Consider the following 18,326-nt stretch of genomic DNA (forward strand, 5'->3'; position numbering starts at 1 on the left):
ACGTTTAACTTTCAATAAAAATTTTTATTCTTTTAAAATACCAAATTCCTGCTCATCTTCTAGTTCTAAATTAGACTTAACTAATTCAATATCGATTCCAGTTAATTTAGATGCTAATGAGATATTTTGACCGAGTTTACCTATTGCAAGAGATCGTTGATCTTCATCAAGCCAAACTTTAGCTCTTTTATTGTCTATTAATTCAACTCTATTGACCTGAGCAGGTTTTAAAGCATCTTTTATCAAATCTTCAACAGAATTGCCTAAAGCTATTATGTCTATTTTTTCGCTGCCTAATTCACGCAAAATAGGCTTTATTCTAACTCCACCAACACCTACGCATGTCCCTACAGGATCAATATTCTTATCATTTGAAAGAACTAAGACTTTAGACTTATAACCAGCAATTCTAGCTATTTTTTTTACTTCCACAAGTTTCTCAAAAACTTCAGGTATTTCAATTTCAAAAAGTTTTTTTAAAAAATCGGTAGAAGATCTATCCAGAATTAATTGATTTTCAGCTTGGGGTTGTGGTAAAACCTCCTTAAGCAATGCTCTAATTGGGTATCCTACGACACATTTATCCCCAGGAATAGATAAGTTTTTAGGTAAAAATGCCAAATGATCTTGGATCTTAACAGTAAAGCCATTTCTTTCACATTTGTGAATTATAGCTTGAATAATAGTTCCTTCTTTTGGCTTAAATTCTTGATATATAGCTTGTGCTTCTATAGATCTTATTTTTTGAGCAATTACTTGCTTTGCTTTTAGTATATCTATTCTTCCAATTTTACCCTCAAACGGAAGATTTATGACTTCTGTTAAATTAATTTCAGGGGAAAAAGTACGAGCTTTTCTTAAACTTATCTCTTTGTCTTCATCAGATACAGTAGATACAACAGTTTTTTCTATTAAAACTTCTATTTCATCTTCTTTTCTGTTGTAATTAACTTTAAGCTCTAAATCTGGGTATTTTTTTTTATAAGCAGCAAGTATACCTTCAGCTATGATTTGAGCTAAAGTATTTTTATCAAGACCTTTTTCTTCAACAAGTTCTTCTATTACTTGAGATAGTTTCACTTTATTCCTCGACTTTATTTCGATTTTATATAGATCTGAAGCTATTAAGTGATTAATTCAAAAGTTTATCACTTAAAAATCAGTATCATCAATGCTTTTTTACATATCAGGACTTATCTAAAGTTTAACATAATCAAACAGATTCGTCTATTAAGTTAAATGTTTTAATGTTTATTGCTTTAAGATTTATTTGTACTCCTAAAAATTATAACAAATGCTGCATATTTTTCAATTGATAGCAATTTAACTAATAAAATTCTTCCTGCTTTTATGAAGTTTTTATTGTAGAGGGTACCTTTTCTATTTGTGTGAAAACCTACTATTATATTATATATAATTATATATATATAGTAGTAGTAGGTGAGACCATTTTTTGTGGATAACTTGCTATAATTTTATATCAAAACACTGTCTAAATCACACTATTGAGAGATCAAAAAAATGTGAATTTAATGTGGAAAGTATGTGGATAATTTGTGGATAATTTTTATTTTATATATCATTATGCTGATCAGATCGATGTTTTAAAAATGGCGCTTTGAAAACATCGATTAAAAGGCACTATTGGTATATGAGCAATTAGTTTTCCACACGTTTTCCACACGTTTTCCACAGAGTTATCCACATTTTGACCTTTTAAAAATTTTAAAAACTTTTCACATAGAAAAGGTCGTTTTTTTTAATCCTATTACGAAAAAATATTGATTTTAGTGCAACTTTTAAATTATTTCAGCTATTTTTAATCTTAATTGAAAAGTCATCATATCGTTTTTAATCGCAATTCATATTTGTAAAAATTTTTTAAGATAAAAATGAAAATTTTAGCTGGTATTTAATTTTATTTTTCATTTTTGTGATTAATTATTTTAATATAAATTTCTCTTATTCTTTTTATATCATCTAACCATTCTTGACTTACGCTTCGATTTCTTAATACATAAGATGGATGGTATATTGGAATAATTATAAAGTTTTCTTGATTAAATATCTGCCCATGAATTTTTGTTATTTTTACTTCTTTATTTAATAATGCTCTCGTTGCTATAGATCCTAATGTTACTATAACTTTAGGTCTTACAATTTTAATTTGTTTATCAAGAAACATTTCTGTACATGTTTTTATTTCTGTTTCAGAAGGAGTTCTATTGTTAGGGGGTCTACATTTTACTACATTTGTTATATAAAGTTCTGATCTGTTGATTTCTGCTAAAGCAAGTGCTTTATTTAGCAATATGCCTGATCTTCCTACAAAGGGGAGACCTTGCTTGTCTTCTTCCTCGCCAGGAGCTTCTCCAATTAGCATTAATTTGGCATCGGGATTTCCTTCACCAAATACTATATTAGTTCTTTCTTTATATCCTACATGACATTCGTTTGATTTTTTATAAGTATTATACAATTGATCTAACAGTTCTTGTTTATGTTCTTTTATTGTCATAATTAAAAACCTTAAGCTAAAATATTAATATTTTAATTAATATTTTAGCTTATTTTTATACTTATTTTTAGCTGTTTACATATTTCTTTAAGAATTGTCCCCATTTTGTTTTATTTGCAAATTCTGATTGATGATAAGAATTATGTATGCGATTTTCTGGGAAATAAATAGATATCCCAGTAGCATTTTTCAGGTTTTTACCGACAGCATTTGCTATAACTGCGTTATTTATTATTGTGATTCCTTCTATTAAAAGTTTTTTTAAATTTAACTTAAAATCATTAGTTTCTTGAGAATTTTTTAAGTTGCATTTACTTAAATTATTTAATAAATTTTGGTAAAAATGTCCTAAATCTATATAAGTTGGTTCATCAAAATGAGTACAGAAGTTTTTGTGTTTACTTAACTTAATTACTTCTTTTAAGCTATTTCCATTTTGCTTATCAAGAGCTTTAATTAATATTTGGGATACTTGAGTTATATTATCTTCAAGAAGATGTATTTTGGATAAATTTATTGCTGATTGAGTGTAATCATTAGTTATTTTACCATAAGTTTCTTTATACGTTTGTACGATATGTTGAACAAATTGTTCTTTAGTGAGATAGTTATTAATAAAGGGCTCTAACGTTTTAGTATAATCATAACCTGTACCTAAAACTACTTCTTCGGAACTGACGAAATAATGAGCATATTCTTTAATTGGAGAAATAACTTCTATCATTGACATAAGGCATGCGTCGCAAGCAAGCAGAGCTAGCTTTTTACCTTTTAGATAATCTTTACTTATGGTTTCAAGCCCATCTTTTAGATTTTTAATTGTTAAATAGTTACGTGTAGTATCATCAAAACATATTCCTCTAGTAGGTGTTTTTGTTTGTAATTGAGAATTAATATAATCAATAAATCCTATGTTTCTATTTAGTTCAATTAATTTATTATGGTGGTTATAATTAAATAATTGAGATGGATTAATAGCTTTTCTTAAATTTGGTTCTATAATACCTGTTCCATGATTCCATAGAATTAACACTTGATTGTCTGCTGGGAAATTTTCTATTTGCCACTTGCAAAAATCTAATAAAGTTCTTATATTTCCGCTATCTGCTGAAAAATCAGGTCCCACCTGCATTAATTTATTTTTTTTAACTAAAAATCGTTTACTAATTTTTTTTCCACCTGTTTTATGCATGTTAAAGTGTACTACTAGATTTAATTTATCGTTGGATCCTATATTTTGCATTTGTTTTATGTTTCGACCTGCAAATGGAAATAAATCATTATCGGCAGCTATATAAATTCCAACTGTAGTAGTCTCATTTTTCTTTTTATGTATTTTGGTTAAGATATTATTATTTATATTGTTAGCAATTAAATTTATAGAATTATTATCGTATTCTTGTGTGCCGTATAAATGCGTTATAATGCAATTAGTAAACAAGAATAGTCCGGTAATTATGGATTTTGAAAGAATGCTTAATTTTTTTATTTTCATTAACAACCCCCTCTTGTGTCAAAAATATATTTAATTACAATAAGCTTATTTAATTTTATATTAAAGCTTCAATAAATTTTTATTTTTTTTGACTAATTGCTTTTATAATGGAGATTTCTCTTAATACTATTAATGCAAATGTTAAGCAAAAGCTTAATTGAAAATCTAGAAGAAATAATTTGTAGGGATTAAAGAAAAGCGTTATAAAGCATACCATGCTTATTATATGCATATTATTTACAGGAATTTTTTTAATTGTACATATATTATAAATTATAAAACTTAGTAGAGCTCTTTCAAAAGATATGCTTGGTATCGTAAGCAATGAATATACTATGCTTAAAAACGCTAAAATGACCTGTTTGGCAAAGTATCCAAAAGGAATTGTTTTTAGAAAAAATCGCCATGTAAATATTATTAGTACAAGATGTAATCCTGATCTTGCTAAATAATGATTGATTCCCCAATAAGTCATATTTTGTTTGATTTTATCTATATGCTCATTTTCTGATTTTATTCCTAGAAATATATACTCAAAAAGATTTTTGGTATTAAATTTAAATTTATTTGATAATTTTTTTAATATTTTATTTCTTATTACAATAATTTTAAGCCATATTAATGTTATATATTTAATATTTTTTTTAGTACAATTTTGAAATTTAATTTTATTTAAAAATAAATTTGGTAATGATTTTTTGCTTATTAAAAACTTTGAACTTTTATTATTCTTAATTTTTATATTATCTATTTCTAAATATTGTCCAATATGAAAATTTTTTATATCCAATAGGGCAAGATGCATCCTTAGAATATAATCAGTTTTTATTTTTTGATTATCGATTTTTATTGAATCTAAAACGATTGATATTTTGTTTTTAAAGTAACTATGGGAGGTTTTCTCAATTGAGGAAACCCATCCTCTTATTTTTATTGGTTTATTTGATATACTATCTATTAAATTTTGATATTTTTGTTTTACTAAAAATGCTCTTGAATAACCTAAGAAAAAAGTTAGTATTGAGAATAATATTATAAGAAAAATTTTTAAATTTTTTTGAGTATTTTTAAAAAGAGCTATTAATGAAATAATTAATATTGAAATAGATATTAATGTTAATTGACCTGCATTTAAAATATTTAAGTTATAACTTAAAATACCTAAGATCAAATTAAATAAAATTATAGTAAATGGTTGAATTTTCAATAATAAATCTTTTAAGTACATAATTTTAATGTATTTGTTATAAAAACACTTTATTTTTTTATCTATAATTATTATTAGAAAAACCCAATTTAGTCAAAAGTTGATTGTATTTAAGATTTTAATTGCACTTGATGGTTTTTTATTATATCATTTTTTTATTATATTTATTTTTAATTTGGTAAAATTTAGTAAAGATTTATTGAAAAGATGGCATTCTATGATAAGAAAAGTTTTTAAATCAGTTTTAGAAAATGGCCTTACGGTATTAACTTTACCTTTTAAACTAATACCAAAAGTTTCTATACAGCTTTGGTATAATGTAGGTTCTAAAGATGAAAAAAGTGGCCAAAAGGGTATAGCACATCTTATTGAGCACATGATATTTAAGGGAACAGCTACTTTGTCTGAATGTGATATAAATTTAATTACACATAAGCTCTCTGGATACTGTAATGCTTTTACCTCTTACGATTACACTGGTTATTTATTTGACTTTCCTACTCAGCATTGGCATGAAGCATTGCCTATTATGGCAGATTGCATGAGAAATTGTACTTTTAAGCAGGAATTTCTTAATTCTGAGCTTAAAGCTGTTATACAAGAACTTAAAATGTACAAAGATAATTATACTGCCAGTTTAATTGAAAACCTAATATCAACTACCTTTCAAGATCACCCATATCATCATCCTATTATTGGATATAAACAAGATTTATGGAGTTTAACTAGAGATAGCTTAATTAACTTCTATAACCATCATTATATACCAAATAACGCTACTTTAGTGGTAGTTGGAGATGTAGATCATGAGCAGGTTCTTGAACTTGCTAAAAAGAATTTTGGTCATATAAAGCCCAATTGGAACTATAAAAAAGAAGAATTTTATCATTCCCCTGACTTGAAGAGTTATCAAGTTAAACTTTATAGAGATGTTAAGCAATCAAATGTTATTATGTCTTGGACGATTCCTGGTTTAAGTAATAAAAAAAGTTATCTGTTTGATATAGCCTCAAGAGTTATTGGAGCTGGTAAAGGATCTAGCCTTTACAAGAAATTTGTTAATGAATATGAACTTGTAACAGAGTTAGAGAGTTTTGTTGACGAGTTATTTGAATATGGACTATTTAATATATACTTTAAACCTAAAAATACTGAAGATATTGATAAAATAATAAATTTAATTAATAAAGAACTTAGTAATATAATTGATACGCTTGAAGATAGTGATATTAATCGTGCTGTTAAAAAGACAGAAACCGATTACCTTTCTCTAATTGAGAATAATAGTAATCAGGCTTATGAGATAGCCAAATATTTTCTTGCTACAGGAGATGAACAATATTTTTCTAATTATACTTTATATAAAAAAGATAATCTAAAGCAAGAAGTTAAAGAATTTATTTCTCAATACTTGATTCCTAATATATCAAATACTGGTTATATATTGCCAATTAAAGAAAAAGACAAAGATTATTGGTTAAAAATTCAAGAAATTTCTGATAAAGAAGATAATAGAATTTTGTCTAATATAAAAAGAACTGCTGAAATAGAAGAGGGTAAATGTGTTTATTCAATACAGGTCAAGCCTCCTAAAGTTTTTTCTTACCCCAAATCTCAATCCTTTAATATTAGCAATGGTTTAAAATTATTATATTATAATAACCCTGTTCTGCCCAAAGCTGATTTAATTTTAGATTTTAAATCAAAGTATTACTATGATCCAAAAGATTTACAAGGTTTAAGTACTTTCACTTCGTTAATGATTGAAGAAGGAACTAAAAATTATACTGCTAATCAACTAGCAGATTTTTTAGAGTCTTACGGAATGACACTTTATAGCAATTCTGGATATCTTGGTTTAAGTGCTTTATCAAATGATTTAACAAAAGGTTTTGAAGTTTTAAAAGATTTACTAACTCAAGCAACATTTAATCAAAATGCTATTGTTAAGGTTAAAGAGCAATTATTAGCAGAAATTAACGATTATTGGGATCAGCCAATGAAGTTCGTTACGCAAATAGCTAAACAAGAAATTTATAAAGATCATCCTTATGCTAAAAATATTTTAGGAACATCAGAGAGCATTAAGAAGATAACTAGAGAAGATCTTTTAAATTACTATAAGACTTTCTTATCGCCTATCGGATCTAAGTTAGCGCTGGTTGGCAATCTAAGTCATTATGATATACACGAGAATATTGAAAGTATATTTAATAACTGGAAAGGTCCTGAAGTTAAAAATTTGATATACCCTAATATTGTTCCCATCAAGCATAAAGAAATTAATTATCCAATTATGAGAGATCAGACTGTATTATGTTATGCTGGTTTATCTGTAAGACGTACAGATTCTGATTATGATAAGCTTTTGATATTTGATCAGATATTTACTGGGGGCGTTTTAGGTTCTATGAGTTCTCGCTTATTTGATTTAAGAGAAAAAACAGGACTATTCTATACTATTGGTGGTTCTTTAATTTATAATGTGGATTTAGAACCTGGTTTAATATTGATTAAAACTATAGTCTCAAATGATCGTTTAAAAGATGCTGAAAAATCTATAGAAGAGGTTATTAATACTGCTATTGATTCGATTAGTCAAGAAGAATTAACCGCTGCTAAAAATGCTATTATTAATTCCTTAGTTGATAACTTTTCAACTAACTATAAGATAGCTTATAGTTCATTGTTTATTGATAATTATGGTTTTTCAAAAGATTATTTTGATCATAGAGCTCAACAAATTTTATCTATATCCCTTGAGAGTGTTAAAGAAGTAGTTAAGAAATATCTATCAATTGAAAAGATGATAAAAATAAGAGCAGGTAGAGTTTAATTAATCTTGTATAATTAGAAATTTTAAACTGAAAATGTCAAATTAATAGCCCTATAAATTCAATAGGGCTATTTTTATTTAAAAAATTTAACATTATAGTACAAAGAAATTAAATAATTTATAAATTTTTATTGACATATTTATTTTTTATTAATTTAATAGACGAAATATTTATTATAAAATTTATTTTTATTAAGGGCTTATGAATGATTTTAAGTATCTTTGTTAATTATTTTTTTATTTTATTATCATTCTTATTAATCTCTTTTAGTAATTTGGCTATGATTAATAAATATGAATGTCTTAAAGTAATGGTGACTAAAGATAGACTTATAAAAATAGATCAAGATTTTATTGTTCGTTCTAGAGTTTTACGTAAATATGTTAAATTTTTAAAAGATTTTAATTCAAAAGATGATAACATATTAGACTATTGCTTTAAATTAGATAATATGGATCAATTAATAAGTTTATTTAACAAAATAAAACATATTAAAGCTTCAGCTTTTGATAGAAACTATGAAAATTTAACTTCGAAATTGATAATTGATTATTTAACAAATTGTGAAGAAAATTTAACAAATGGTTTAAAGGCTATAAATTTAGTAGAGTTTTTAAATATTAATGATCTTTTTTGTACTTTTGGTAAAGTTATAGCAGAACTTTTTAACAAAGATGAGTATCTTTTAAAATTTATAAATGACTTTGAATTTTTTAATAATATATATAATATTCAAGCTCCTTATATAAAAAAATTAGCTGGATTATGTTTAATAAATTCTCAATTATTAAGTAGAATTAAGCTTGAGAGTATTTCTGAAAATTATCCTTTAACCTGTACCGGCTCTAAAGCAATAGGATTAGACCCGACAAATAATTTATTATTTTTATCTAAATTTAATGATATCAATGTAATAGATTTAAATAATCTGGAAACTCTTCAAACTATTTCTCTTGGTAATAAAGTTAGAAATGTTACTTTTAATTCTGAATATAATTTAATGGCTTTGGTTTTAAAAAATAATTCGATTGTAGTCTTTAAAAAAGAAAATGATAAATATTATAAAGTATTAAAAAACAAATTAGAAATTGTATCTAAAGATGCTATAAAAGCTATAAAGATCAATCGAGATAATAGATATTTGGCTGCTATGACTGAAAATAGATTATATTTATTTGATTTAGAAATGGATAAATTAAGTTTTGATTTTATTTTTAATGTTAAGTTACGTTCGTTTATAGAATTTGATAATGATAATTCTTTAATTTTGGCGAATAATTCAGGACAAATTATGTCAATTAAATTCAGTTTGAACGGCAAATATGAGTCTGATTTAAATAATTTTGAATCTAAAGATATAATAACATCTTTAGACTCCGTAGAACTTATGACTTTGCATTCAAATGGTAAGCATTTGGCAATTTATTCAAAAGATGAAGAAAAAATCTTTATTTGGGATATTAAAGAGCATAAACAAATTTGCCAATTTCCTTTATCAAACGTTCCTAGACAATTAATTTTTAGCTGTGAAAATACTAATTATAGCTATTTAATAGTAATAGGATGTAATGGTCAATTAACTTTGTTTGATCTTTATACACGTCAAAAGCTCATTGATATTAAAATTAAACAACGTTCTATTGTAAATGCTTTAAGTTATAATTATGGAGACTCTTTAATTTTATTCTTTACTAATGGTGTCCTAAAAAAGATTGATTTATCAACTATTAGAGAATTTATATTTAATAATGACCACTTTTTTGAACATGTTCTACTTTTGATAAATATTTCGCAAGATAAAAATTTTGATAAAAATTTATCAGAAGATTACATCAAAAATTTGTTACAATTATTGCCAAATAAAATTAAGAAAATGTTTAATTTATTATAGATTAAGCTTAAATAGAATGTAAATTTTAGTTATTATAGGTAACTATCCAATTTGCTTGTTAAGTAGATTAAATATGTTCTATATTATCATCGAAACTTAAATATTTTCTTGAAGTAAGCTGTAAGATATTGTATTTTTTTATTATTATTGTTTTATTAGTTAATTTATTATTAATTTAATATAAAAAGGTATTATTTTGAGTAGGAGAATTAATGGATTTAGTCGACTTTATAAACCTAATATCGATATTTTTACATCTTATGGGGTTGTTTATAATTTTTGCTAATTCTTTAATATGCTTTATTAAATATATTATTTATCTTTTTAAAAACAATTATATCGATAATGTCAATAGCCTTAGGTTGCAATTAGGAAATAGTATGATTTTTGGTTTAGACTTTATTGTAGGTTCTGATATTATCCAGTCGTTGGTCGAATTTCAATATTCATCAATTATAAAGCTAGGTATGCTTGTATTAATAAGAATACTTTTAAGTTATTTTTTGATTCAAGAATTAGAAAAAATTTCTTAAATCTGTTATAAATTTAATTTTTATCTTTTCATTAATTATTGAAATATTTGTAATAATTTTTTATTATTTAAATAATAAACGATAATGGGAGAAGGAAATTGCAATATAGGATTTTTTTATATTTTGTTATTTTTATAAAACTATTTTTATTTTCTTTAATTGCTTATTATAATGCTCAAAATAGTAAAGCGGTTATTGTTGTTCCTGTGGTAGATGCTGTTAATCAATCTTTGATTAAAGAAAATAAAGTTAATCCAGTTTCAATAAATAAAAACGTAATTGATCTTTATAACTCTATTGAATATGCTCCTGAAAGAGGGCGCAATGCTTGTCTTCGTACTCATCAATTACTATTTAATGAAGTTGTGATAGTCAGAAAAGAATTTAAATCAGAAGTTCAATGTGAATTAAATAGTCTTTTCTATTATGATGAAAAAGACGTTTTAAGACAAGATTTTTGGATACCTAAAAGTGCTTTGAAATACTTCAAAGATATAAATGAAATAGATATTAAAGCTATACCATTGCCTTATAGATTAGAGAATACCGTAGTCTATAAAAAAAATATATTAACTCTGATTTTTCCTTGGCACGATTTACTCACTAAAAAAACCTATTCAGCAGGTACAAGATTTATAAGAAATTTAGATTATGATACTAATAATTATTATTCAATATTTTTACTTGATAGTGATTTAGGAAAAGTTATATCTTATGTTGATAAAAGTTTAGCTATAGTAGAATATCCTAATGATTATGAAACATCAATCTATTTGTTTATGGATATATTAAAACGTTTTTTAAATAAAGATAATTTAATTATACCCTATCTTTGGGGAGGATGTAGCTATATTGATCGACTTGATGAGAGCAACTTTAGGTTAAAAACTATCAATCAATTTGGCCAACTGGTCAAAGCGTGGACGAGAGAAATAGATAAGAGACCGTTAACTGGATTTGAATGCTCTTCTTTAATTTTAAGAGTGGCTCAAATGGTAGGAATGCCTTATTTTTGTAAAAATACTGCTACTTTATCAAAAACTTTAAGACCATTGATAAAAGGAGAATATATAGAAAAAGGGGATTTGATTTGGTATGAAGGTCATGTACTTATTGTTAGTGATGTTGATAAGAATCTGCTTATAGAATCGGTAGGATATCCTTTAGGTTATGGAAAACTACATGAAATCAATATAAGTAAAGTCTTTAAGGATATTCAAGATTATAAAGAGTTATTAAATTTATATCTAACAAAAGGAAAATTACAGAGAATCGATAAAATAGGGAAAATTTATAGATATATTGATAATTTTTTGATTTTAAAACTTAAATCTATATGGTAAATATTACAATTTATTATATTTTTGATTAAAATAGCTATAAATGCTATACTGTTAAAAATAAACATAATATTACAGTTTTATATATTTTATTACTTAATCGTTAGATAAGGAAAATAATATGAACAAATATTTAATTTTAATAGTACTGCTATTTACTTATGTTAACATTTCTAGTATGGAATTCTCTAAGCCTATTAATGAAGAAAATAGTTATATTAATCAAAAATCTTTAGAAGAGTATGATTATAGTGTTAAAGAGATAAATTCAAGAATTATTCCTTCTAGGTTAAAAGAACTGTTGTTAAATTCAGGTAGGCATTATACTTTATTACATTTAAGTAAATTTCTAAATATATTAGATCAAATAGATCAAAATTTTAAAACAACTGAATCAAATTATTTAAAAAATTTAATTAGTATTTATCTTATAAAAGAGCAATTTTTAGTGGACCCTGTTTTTGAAATACTCTTTAATACTATATATCATTTGCCTATATATAATGAAATTAAAGAAAAATTACTAAGCTTATTTGAAACGGATAAAAATTACATTGAAAAATTTTTAAATGATAAACTTTATAGAAATAATGACCAACTTAGTTCTTATGATTTTTATAAATTAGGAGTAATAAATTTTAATAAGAATGATTTGGAAAAATCTGAAAAATATCATCTAAAGGCATTTGAATTAGGTAATTTTCAGTCTGCTTTATGTTTATCAGAAATATATTTAAAACAAGGAAGAAGTTCTTTAAGTTCTCAATATAAGCAAAAAGCCTTAGATAAAAAATATTTACCTGCTTATTTGGTTGAAATAGATTCAATTTTTAACATTATCTCTCAAAGTGATGGTAATAAAAGCATTTTATTGAAGAAATTAGAAAGATATGCACAAATTTTGTTAAAATCATTTTATAAACCTATTGCTTACGAAATTTTAGGCAATATTTTTTTTCAATTTAAAAACGATATAGATCAATCAATTAACTGTTATGTATTTTCTGAAAAAGAAGGAAATGTATATATTAATATGATATTACATGACTTATACAATGTTAAAGGAGATATTAAGAAGTCCAAATCTGCTTTAATGAAGATTCCTAAAGAATTTAGAATTTCTTAGTTATACTATAAGAGGATATTTAAATATCCTCTTTGTATTTGTTGCAATATTACTGTTTGTCGCAAATTTTTATAATCTTATCAATTAACTTTTTTGCTTGTAAATTGATAATTAAATCTCTTTTAGTCTTAATATTGTCAAAATTGCTATATTTTGTTAAATAAACATTTTCGATCATAAAAATTTATTAGTTATATGTTTAAATTTTGCCATTTTTTAAACATTCTAATAACCGAAGGATTTTTTTCAGGCAGTTGTTCTAGTTCTTTACTTATCCATTTCAGTTCTTTAGATTCATTATTCTTTATAATTTCTTCGTTGCTAGTAACATGTAATAAAAATCTTATATCATAGTGATAATGAGCTTTTTCTTTAGTATTTTCGGGTATAAGATGTATGTCTATGTCAAAAATATTACTAGAAATAGCTTCTATAGCTAAGATGCCTGACTCTTCTTGAGCTTCTTTAATAGAAACCGATAAAACATCAGGATTGCCATCACAATGACCTCCTAATTGAAACCATCTATTAAGCTTGGCATGATGTAAAAGTAATGCTTTAGAATGATCTTTATTTAAAAGCCAGGAAGAAGCAGTTATATGACCAATTTCTAAAGATCTTTCGAAACATAGTGGATTATCATTTATAAAATCTAAAATATTTTTTTTAAAGATAATTTCTTCTTTATCTGAAGGAATATAGTTTTTTAATTTTTCTATTAAATTTAATCTATGCATCTTTACGTATTCCTGAATTATTCTAAAACACCTTATTTTTATTTCTATTAGCATGACATAATGTTTTATTATTGTCAATTTAAGCAAAAATATATTTTTATAATATTATTTTTATCTTTAAAAAATGATCTAAAAATATCTAAAATTTTTTGTTGGCAGGACTATTGGCTAAGGATAATGGATTAATACCGTATTGATTACTGATGTTAATGTCGGCTCCATATTTAAGTAAAATATTTATTGATTGGGTGTTGTCACGACTTATAGCATCTAATAAGGGTGTTTGTTTGTTAAATCCTAAAATATTAGGATCTGCTCTGGCATTTAGTAAGCACTTTAGAATATTTTATGAATAGCGTAGTGTAATGGAGAGTTTTTTATATTGATGTGTATAATGATCTTTGAGTCTAAAATTTGGATTAGCACATGCTTTTAATAAAAATTAGAATTTTTATATTTTTTTATCAATCTGTCAAATAAAAATTTGCTATACAAATACAATACGGTAAATATGATATATAGGTTAACTTATTAAGATTTATATAAATAATGGGGTATTTTTATTAATATAGTGATCCTCTCATTTTAAAATATGAGAGGATATTAATTAAATTATTGAGATATTATACAAACTGATTTTTGTAATTTCTCAAGATGTTTTTCTAAATCTTTTTTTAAAGCAACTAAATTATCGAGGCATTCTTTATCGCCTGAGTTATTAGCGTCTAACAAGCCATGTTTATCTATAAACCATATCATGCGACTTAATTTATAAATTAATTTAACTTTATTGTAAGTAGAATTATCAAGCATCATAATTTTTCTCCCTTATCTATGAATTCTTAATTGAGTCTATATTAAGCTATATTTTTATTTCAATAATATAAACAACTTAAATATCAGTTAAATACAAAGTTGATTATCAAGTGCTATATTTGGATATAATTTATTATATTAAAAATTATTTTGTTAAACCCTTTATAATGGTTGAGAAGCTTATTTATCTTATTAACAAGTTAGTTAATTAAAAAGTCAGAAGGTCTATATGAAAATTATGCACATATTAGGAAGAGAAATTTTTGATTCAAGTGGTTTTCCAACGGTACAGTGCCAAGTATTTTTAGAAAATGGATTAACAGTAACAGCCTCAGTCCCTTCTGGTAAATCTATTGGTTCGGCAGAAGCTTATGAATTAAGAGATGGAGGCAGTAGACTGTTTGGCAGAGGTGTAACTAAAGCTGTAGATAATATAGAACGTATTATTGCTCCTTATTTTGTAGGAAAAGAGGTCAATGCTGTTGATATGGACCTTAAAATGATAGAGCTAGACGGAACTGTTAACAAAACTACTTTAGGAGCGAATACTTTACTTGCAGTAAGTATGGCTTTATATAGAGCAGAGGCTTTGATAGAAAAAATGGAATTATATGAGTTCATAGCGCTTATTTTGGATTCCGATAGTGTAAGGCTACCATATCCCTTTTTTAATTTAATTAATGGTGCTAAACATGCAGATAATGGTTTAACTATACAAGAATTTATGATAATTCCTGTTGGAGTTCCTAATTTTAGAGGTGCATTAGAAGCAGGAATAGTTTTTTTCCAAGAGCTTAAATTGCTTTTGAAGAAATTAAATATGCCTGTAGAGGTTTCTGATGAAGGCGGATTTGCTGTAGGTTTTGAGAATAACATTCAAGCTTTTGATATTTTATTAGAAATTTCAGATATAACAAGCAAAAAATACGGGCTTTCTTGTGTTTTTGGAATAGATGTAGCAGCATCTAATTATTTTGATAAAAATACTGGACTTTATTTATTTAATAATGATTTTTTAAATGCTGATGGTATGATCGATTACTATCAGGACTTGATTAAAAAATATCCTATTTATTCAATTGAGGATGGTCTTGATGAGCAAGATTGGATAGGCTGGGCTAAAATGACTAGACTTCTTGAAAATCAGATTCAAATTGTGGGAGATGATTTGTTTGCTACTAATATATTTAGAATAGCTTATGGTATTGAACAAAAATGTGCTACATCAGTTTTAATAAAGCCTAATCAAATAGGAACAATAACAGAGACCTTACAGGCAATTAAGCTATCTAAAGACCATGGTTATAATACTATAATTTCTCATAGGGCATCAGAGACAGAAGATTCTTTTATAGCTGATCTATCAGTAGGTTCTAGTTGCGAGCAAATAAAAGCAGGAGGTTGTTCAAGAAGTGAAAGATTAGCTAAATATAATCGCTTATTATGTATAGAAGATAGATTATTATTTAATTTTGAATTTTAGCATTTTTAAAAAAACTTTTTTCTTCTTTATTTAAAACTTCTTTTACATTATTAAAGTTAATTTTTTTGTTATTTTTAGGATTTAATATTAAGTTACTTTTTTCTGATTCTGAGTTTAAATTATTAGTTTGTTCTAAATATTCATCAAGTAAATCAAAATTATCAATCATATTTTGCTCATTTGATAAAAATAATTTAACTACAGGGTCGGTAAAATTATAAAATATATTGTTATTTATAGCTGCTAAAATATTATCAAGTTTATCTTTTGTGTAATTACTTGATAGACTGATTTGTTGTTGATTTTTTTTAGGCATTATTATCTTAGGTTTTACTAATATTATAATACTAGTACTTAATACTTGCAAACGTTCTCCTCTGAATAAATTACCAATTATTGGAATATCGCCAATAAGCGGAGTTCTTGTAAAAACGTTGGTTCTAATTTTTTGATTCAGTCCTCCTATTGCTAATATTTGATTATCAGACAAATTAACAGTAGTAAACATTCCTCTAGTAGTTTTATTTAGAGTAGCTGCTATAAAATCTTCTATATTAACTCCTATATCTAACTTTAATTTATTTTCATCAATGATATGAGGTATGCAAGAAAGCTTTATTCTTGCCGATATATTTTCTATAGGGATGATAAATGATCCGTTAGGACCTGCAACTGAGTCTCCCCTATTTCTTTGTCTTATTTCTTGTGAAATATTTCCTTTTTTATTATTAAGAACAACTAAAAAAGGATGAGTTTTAATTTGAGCTTGAGTATACTGACTCAATGCTTGAACAATACCTGCAATGCCAGGAGTCTTTCTATCATTATAGGTTATTAAAAGTGCTCCTGGAGGCGCTAAAGCTGGAATACTATTAGGTCCTACAAATGCAAGCAAATCTTGAGCAATTTGTTGCGGATCGGTTCCTAAGACGTTTCCAGGAGGAGAGATGTTTGATGAAAGAAATTGCGTTCCTTCAGAGGGCATTAAACTAGCATCAGTTCTAGTTCTAACTGTGCTTTGTAGTTGCCTAATATTATTAACAGTTATATCTAAAACTAATATATCTAATAATGCTTGAGGTTGAGGGATATCAAGTTCTTTAATCAATTGTTGAATTTGTTGCCAATCATCATCTAATGCTAGAATTATGAGTCGATTTCCTCCAGTTAATATTTGTGCTTGTATGCCTTTAGGCTCAAAATTAGATATTTTATTAGCAGAAGGATCAGAAGCGCTTATAGGAGTGGCTATAGTTGTACCTTTTACATTTGCTTCTGCTTTAACTATCACACCGTTGAAAAATCTTAAAGGGCCCATTTGATATGTTTGTTCCGATTGCTTATTTTGATTTTGTGTAGTTACTATCTCTTGAAGTATTGGAGCAAATTCTTTAGCATCTAGATACTGTAATTCATAATAATGCAATATAGATTTTCCTGAATTTCCTGGTAGGTCTACATAATCTTTAATAAATTTACTTATTACATTAACTGCTTGTTCTCGTCCCATAATAATTAAAGCATTTTGTCTTGTATCAGAAATTATTTCTAAATCTGCTCCAAAATAATTAATCTGATTGCCTTGTTCATCTGCTCTTATGCTAAAAGAAGTATCATTTGTCTTTACTGCCTTTCTTAATGTATTTAGTACTTGAGATACTTCTTGCGAAGATACATAATTAATAGGAAGGTATTCAATAGCTTCTCTGAATCCTGTTTCATCTAATTTTGAAATTATATTCATAATGGATGAAATAATATCAGATCTATCTGTTAGAATAAACCCATTAGTACTTGGAAGATAAATTGGCTCTGGAGATCCCGTGGTTAACATATCTTTAAAGATTTGAGCTAAAGCATTATTGTTATCTTTATTAATTTGAGATATATTTATGTTCTTTAAATAAGCAATATACCTTATACGTTTTGGCTCATTAGGTAAGCTGTCTAAATTGGTATCTACATATAAATCAAGTGCCTCCCTTGATGTACTATTCAATACTATAGCATAATTATTTTCATCTTTTTGTATCAAGCTATATCCAGACATTTCTAGAAACATTAATAAAAATTTCCAGGCTTGATCTAAATTTAATTCTTGTATTTTAGGTTTATAAGTTACTGTTTGAGAATTTAATTCTTGTATTTGATTAGCAAGTTGAGGGGGAATTATATTAATATTTTTTGCTTTAGCAAGCTCATATACTAGATCTAATAACTTTTTATCTTGAAAATAAAAAGTTATTAGATCATCTTCTTGGTTATTATTTTGACTTATTATATTAAAGTTAAAATATAATATACTTAAAAGTAATAGACTTAATAATTTTAACATATAGGAAC

Annotated in this window: 14 protein-coding genes; 6 read left to right on the forward strand and 8 right to left on the reverse strand. The window is 25.6% G+C overall.

The genetic code is table 11. The features are described from left to right. Window positions 1-24 precede the first annotated feature (24 nt). From nusA to BABL1_RS03030, 4 genes are all read right to left on the reverse strand, one after another. Entirely contained in the window at window positions 25-1,080 is a 1,056-nt protein-coding gene (nusA, locus tag BABL1_RS03015) for a transcription termination factor NusA (protein ID WP_023792227.1), read from the reverse strand. An 838-nt stretch (window positions 1,081-1,918) separates the two neighbouring features. Then, complete coding sequence (locus BABL1_RS03020) at window positions 1,919-2,518, reverse strand: uracil-DNA glycosylase (RefSeq protein WP_023792230.1); 600 nt, start codon at window positions 2,516-2,518, stop codon at window positions 1,919-1,921. A gap of 67 nt (window positions 2,519-2,585) precedes the next feature. Further along, window positions 2,586-4,013, reverse strand: a complete 1,428-nt coding sequence (locus tag BABL1_RS03025; RefSeq protein ID WP_023792232.1) for a clostripain-related cysteine peptidase — start codon at window positions 4,011-4,013, stop codon at window positions 2,586-2,588. A 79-nt stretch (window positions 4,014-4,092) separates the two neighbouring features. After that, window positions 4,093-5,241 carry a ComEC/Rec2 family competence protein gene (locus tag BABL1_RS03030; protein ID WP_023792234.1) on the reverse strand — a complete coding sequence of 383 codons (1,149 nt, stop codon included), beginning with the start codon at window positions 5,239-5,241 and terminating at the stop codon, window positions 4,093-4,095. Between the two features lie 196 nt (window positions 5,242-5,437). Here BABL1_RS03030 and BABL1_RS03035 point away from each other — a divergent pair, with 196 nt between their 5' ends. The 5 genes from BABL1_RS03035 to BABL1_RS03055 all read left to right on the forward strand — a co-directional run bounded on the left by BABL1_RS03035 (window position 5,438) and on the right by BABL1_RS03055 (window position 12,947). Continuing rightward, window positions 5,438-8,056: a M16 family metallopeptidase gene (locus tag BABL1_RS03035; RefSeq protein ID WP_023792237.1), complete on the forward strand. Its 2,619-nt coding sequence runs from the start codon at window positions 5,438-5,440 to the stop codon at window positions 8,054-8,056. 206 nt (window positions 8,057-8,262) lie between these two features. Next, window positions 8,263-9,948 carry a WD40 repeat domain-containing protein gene (locus BABL1_RS03040; RefSeq protein WP_023792240.1) on the forward strand — a complete coding sequence of 562 codons (1,686 nt, stop codon included), beginning with the start codon at window positions 8,263-8,265 and terminating at the stop codon, window positions 9,946-9,948. Between the two features lie 212 nt (window positions 9,949-10,160). Further along, a complete protein-coding gene (locus BABL1_RS03045) occupies window positions 10,161-10,481 on the forward strand; it encodes a DUF1622 domain-containing protein (protein WP_023792243.1) in 321 nt (106 codons plus the stop codon). 98 nt (window positions 10,482-10,579) lie between these two features. After that, window positions 10,580-11,824: a hypothetical protein gene (locus BABL1_RS03050; protein ID WP_023792246.1), complete on the forward strand. Its 1,245-nt coding sequence runs from the start codon at window positions 10,580-10,582 to the stop codon at window positions 11,822-11,824. A 118-nt stretch (window positions 11,825-11,942) separates the two neighbouring features. Next, on the forward strand, window positions 11,943-12,947 hold the full coding sequence (locus BABL1_RS03055) for a tetratricopeptide repeat protein (RefSeq protein WP_023792248.1): 1,005 nt from the start codon (window positions 11,943-11,945) through the stop codon (window positions 12,945-12,947). A 191-nt stretch (window positions 12,948-13,138) separates the two neighbouring features. Here the strand turns inward: BABL1_RS03055 and BABL1_RS03060 are convergent, their stop codons facing one another. The 3 genes from BABL1_RS03060 to BABL1_RS03065 all read right to left on the reverse strand — a co-directional run bounded on the left by BABL1_RS03060 (window position 13,139) and on the right by BABL1_RS03065 (window position 14,500). Continuing rightward, entirely contained in the window at window positions 13,139-13,684 is a 546-nt protein-coding gene (locus tag BABL1_RS03060) for an NUDIX hydrolase (RefSeq protein WP_023792250.1), read from the reverse strand. A 139-nt stretch (window positions 13,685-13,823) separates the two neighbouring features. Further along, the gene (locus BABL1_RS05605) at window positions 13,824-14,027 is read right to left on the reverse strand and encodes an ankyrin repeat domain-containing protein (protein WP_023792253.1); all 204 of its coding nucleotides are present in this window, start codon (window positions 14,025-14,027) and stop codon (window positions 13,824-13,826) included. Window positions 14,028-14,296: 269 nt separating this feature from the next. Then, entirely contained in the window at window positions 14,297-14,500 is a 204-nt protein-coding gene (locus BABL1_RS03065; protein ID WP_023792255.1) for a hypothetical protein, read from the reverse strand. Window positions 14,501-14,729: 229 nt separating this feature from the next. Between BABL1_RS03065 and eno the strand changes: the two genes are divergently transcribed. Beyond that, a complete protein-coding gene (gene eno / locus BABL1_RS03070) occupies window positions 14,730-15,983 on the forward strand; it encodes a phosphopyruvate hydratase (protein ID WP_023792258.1) in 1,254 nt (417 codons plus the stop codon). Here eno and BABL1_RS03075 read toward each other — a convergent pair. Next, window positions 15,967-18,318 carry a secretin N-terminal domain-containing protein gene (locus BABL1_RS03075; RefSeq protein ID WP_023792260.1) on the reverse strand — a complete coding sequence of 784 codons (2,352 nt, stop codon included), beginning with the start codon at window positions 18,316-18,318 and terminating at the stop codon, window positions 15,967-15,969. The two genes, eno and BABL1_RS03075, sit on opposite strands and share 17 nt — an antisense overlap. Window positions 18,319-18,326: the final 8 nt, after the last annotated feature.

This window comes from Candidatus Babela massiliensis (assembly GCF_000513475.1).
Lineage (GTDB): Bacteria > Babelota > Babeliae > Babelales > Babelaceae > Babela > Babela massiliensis.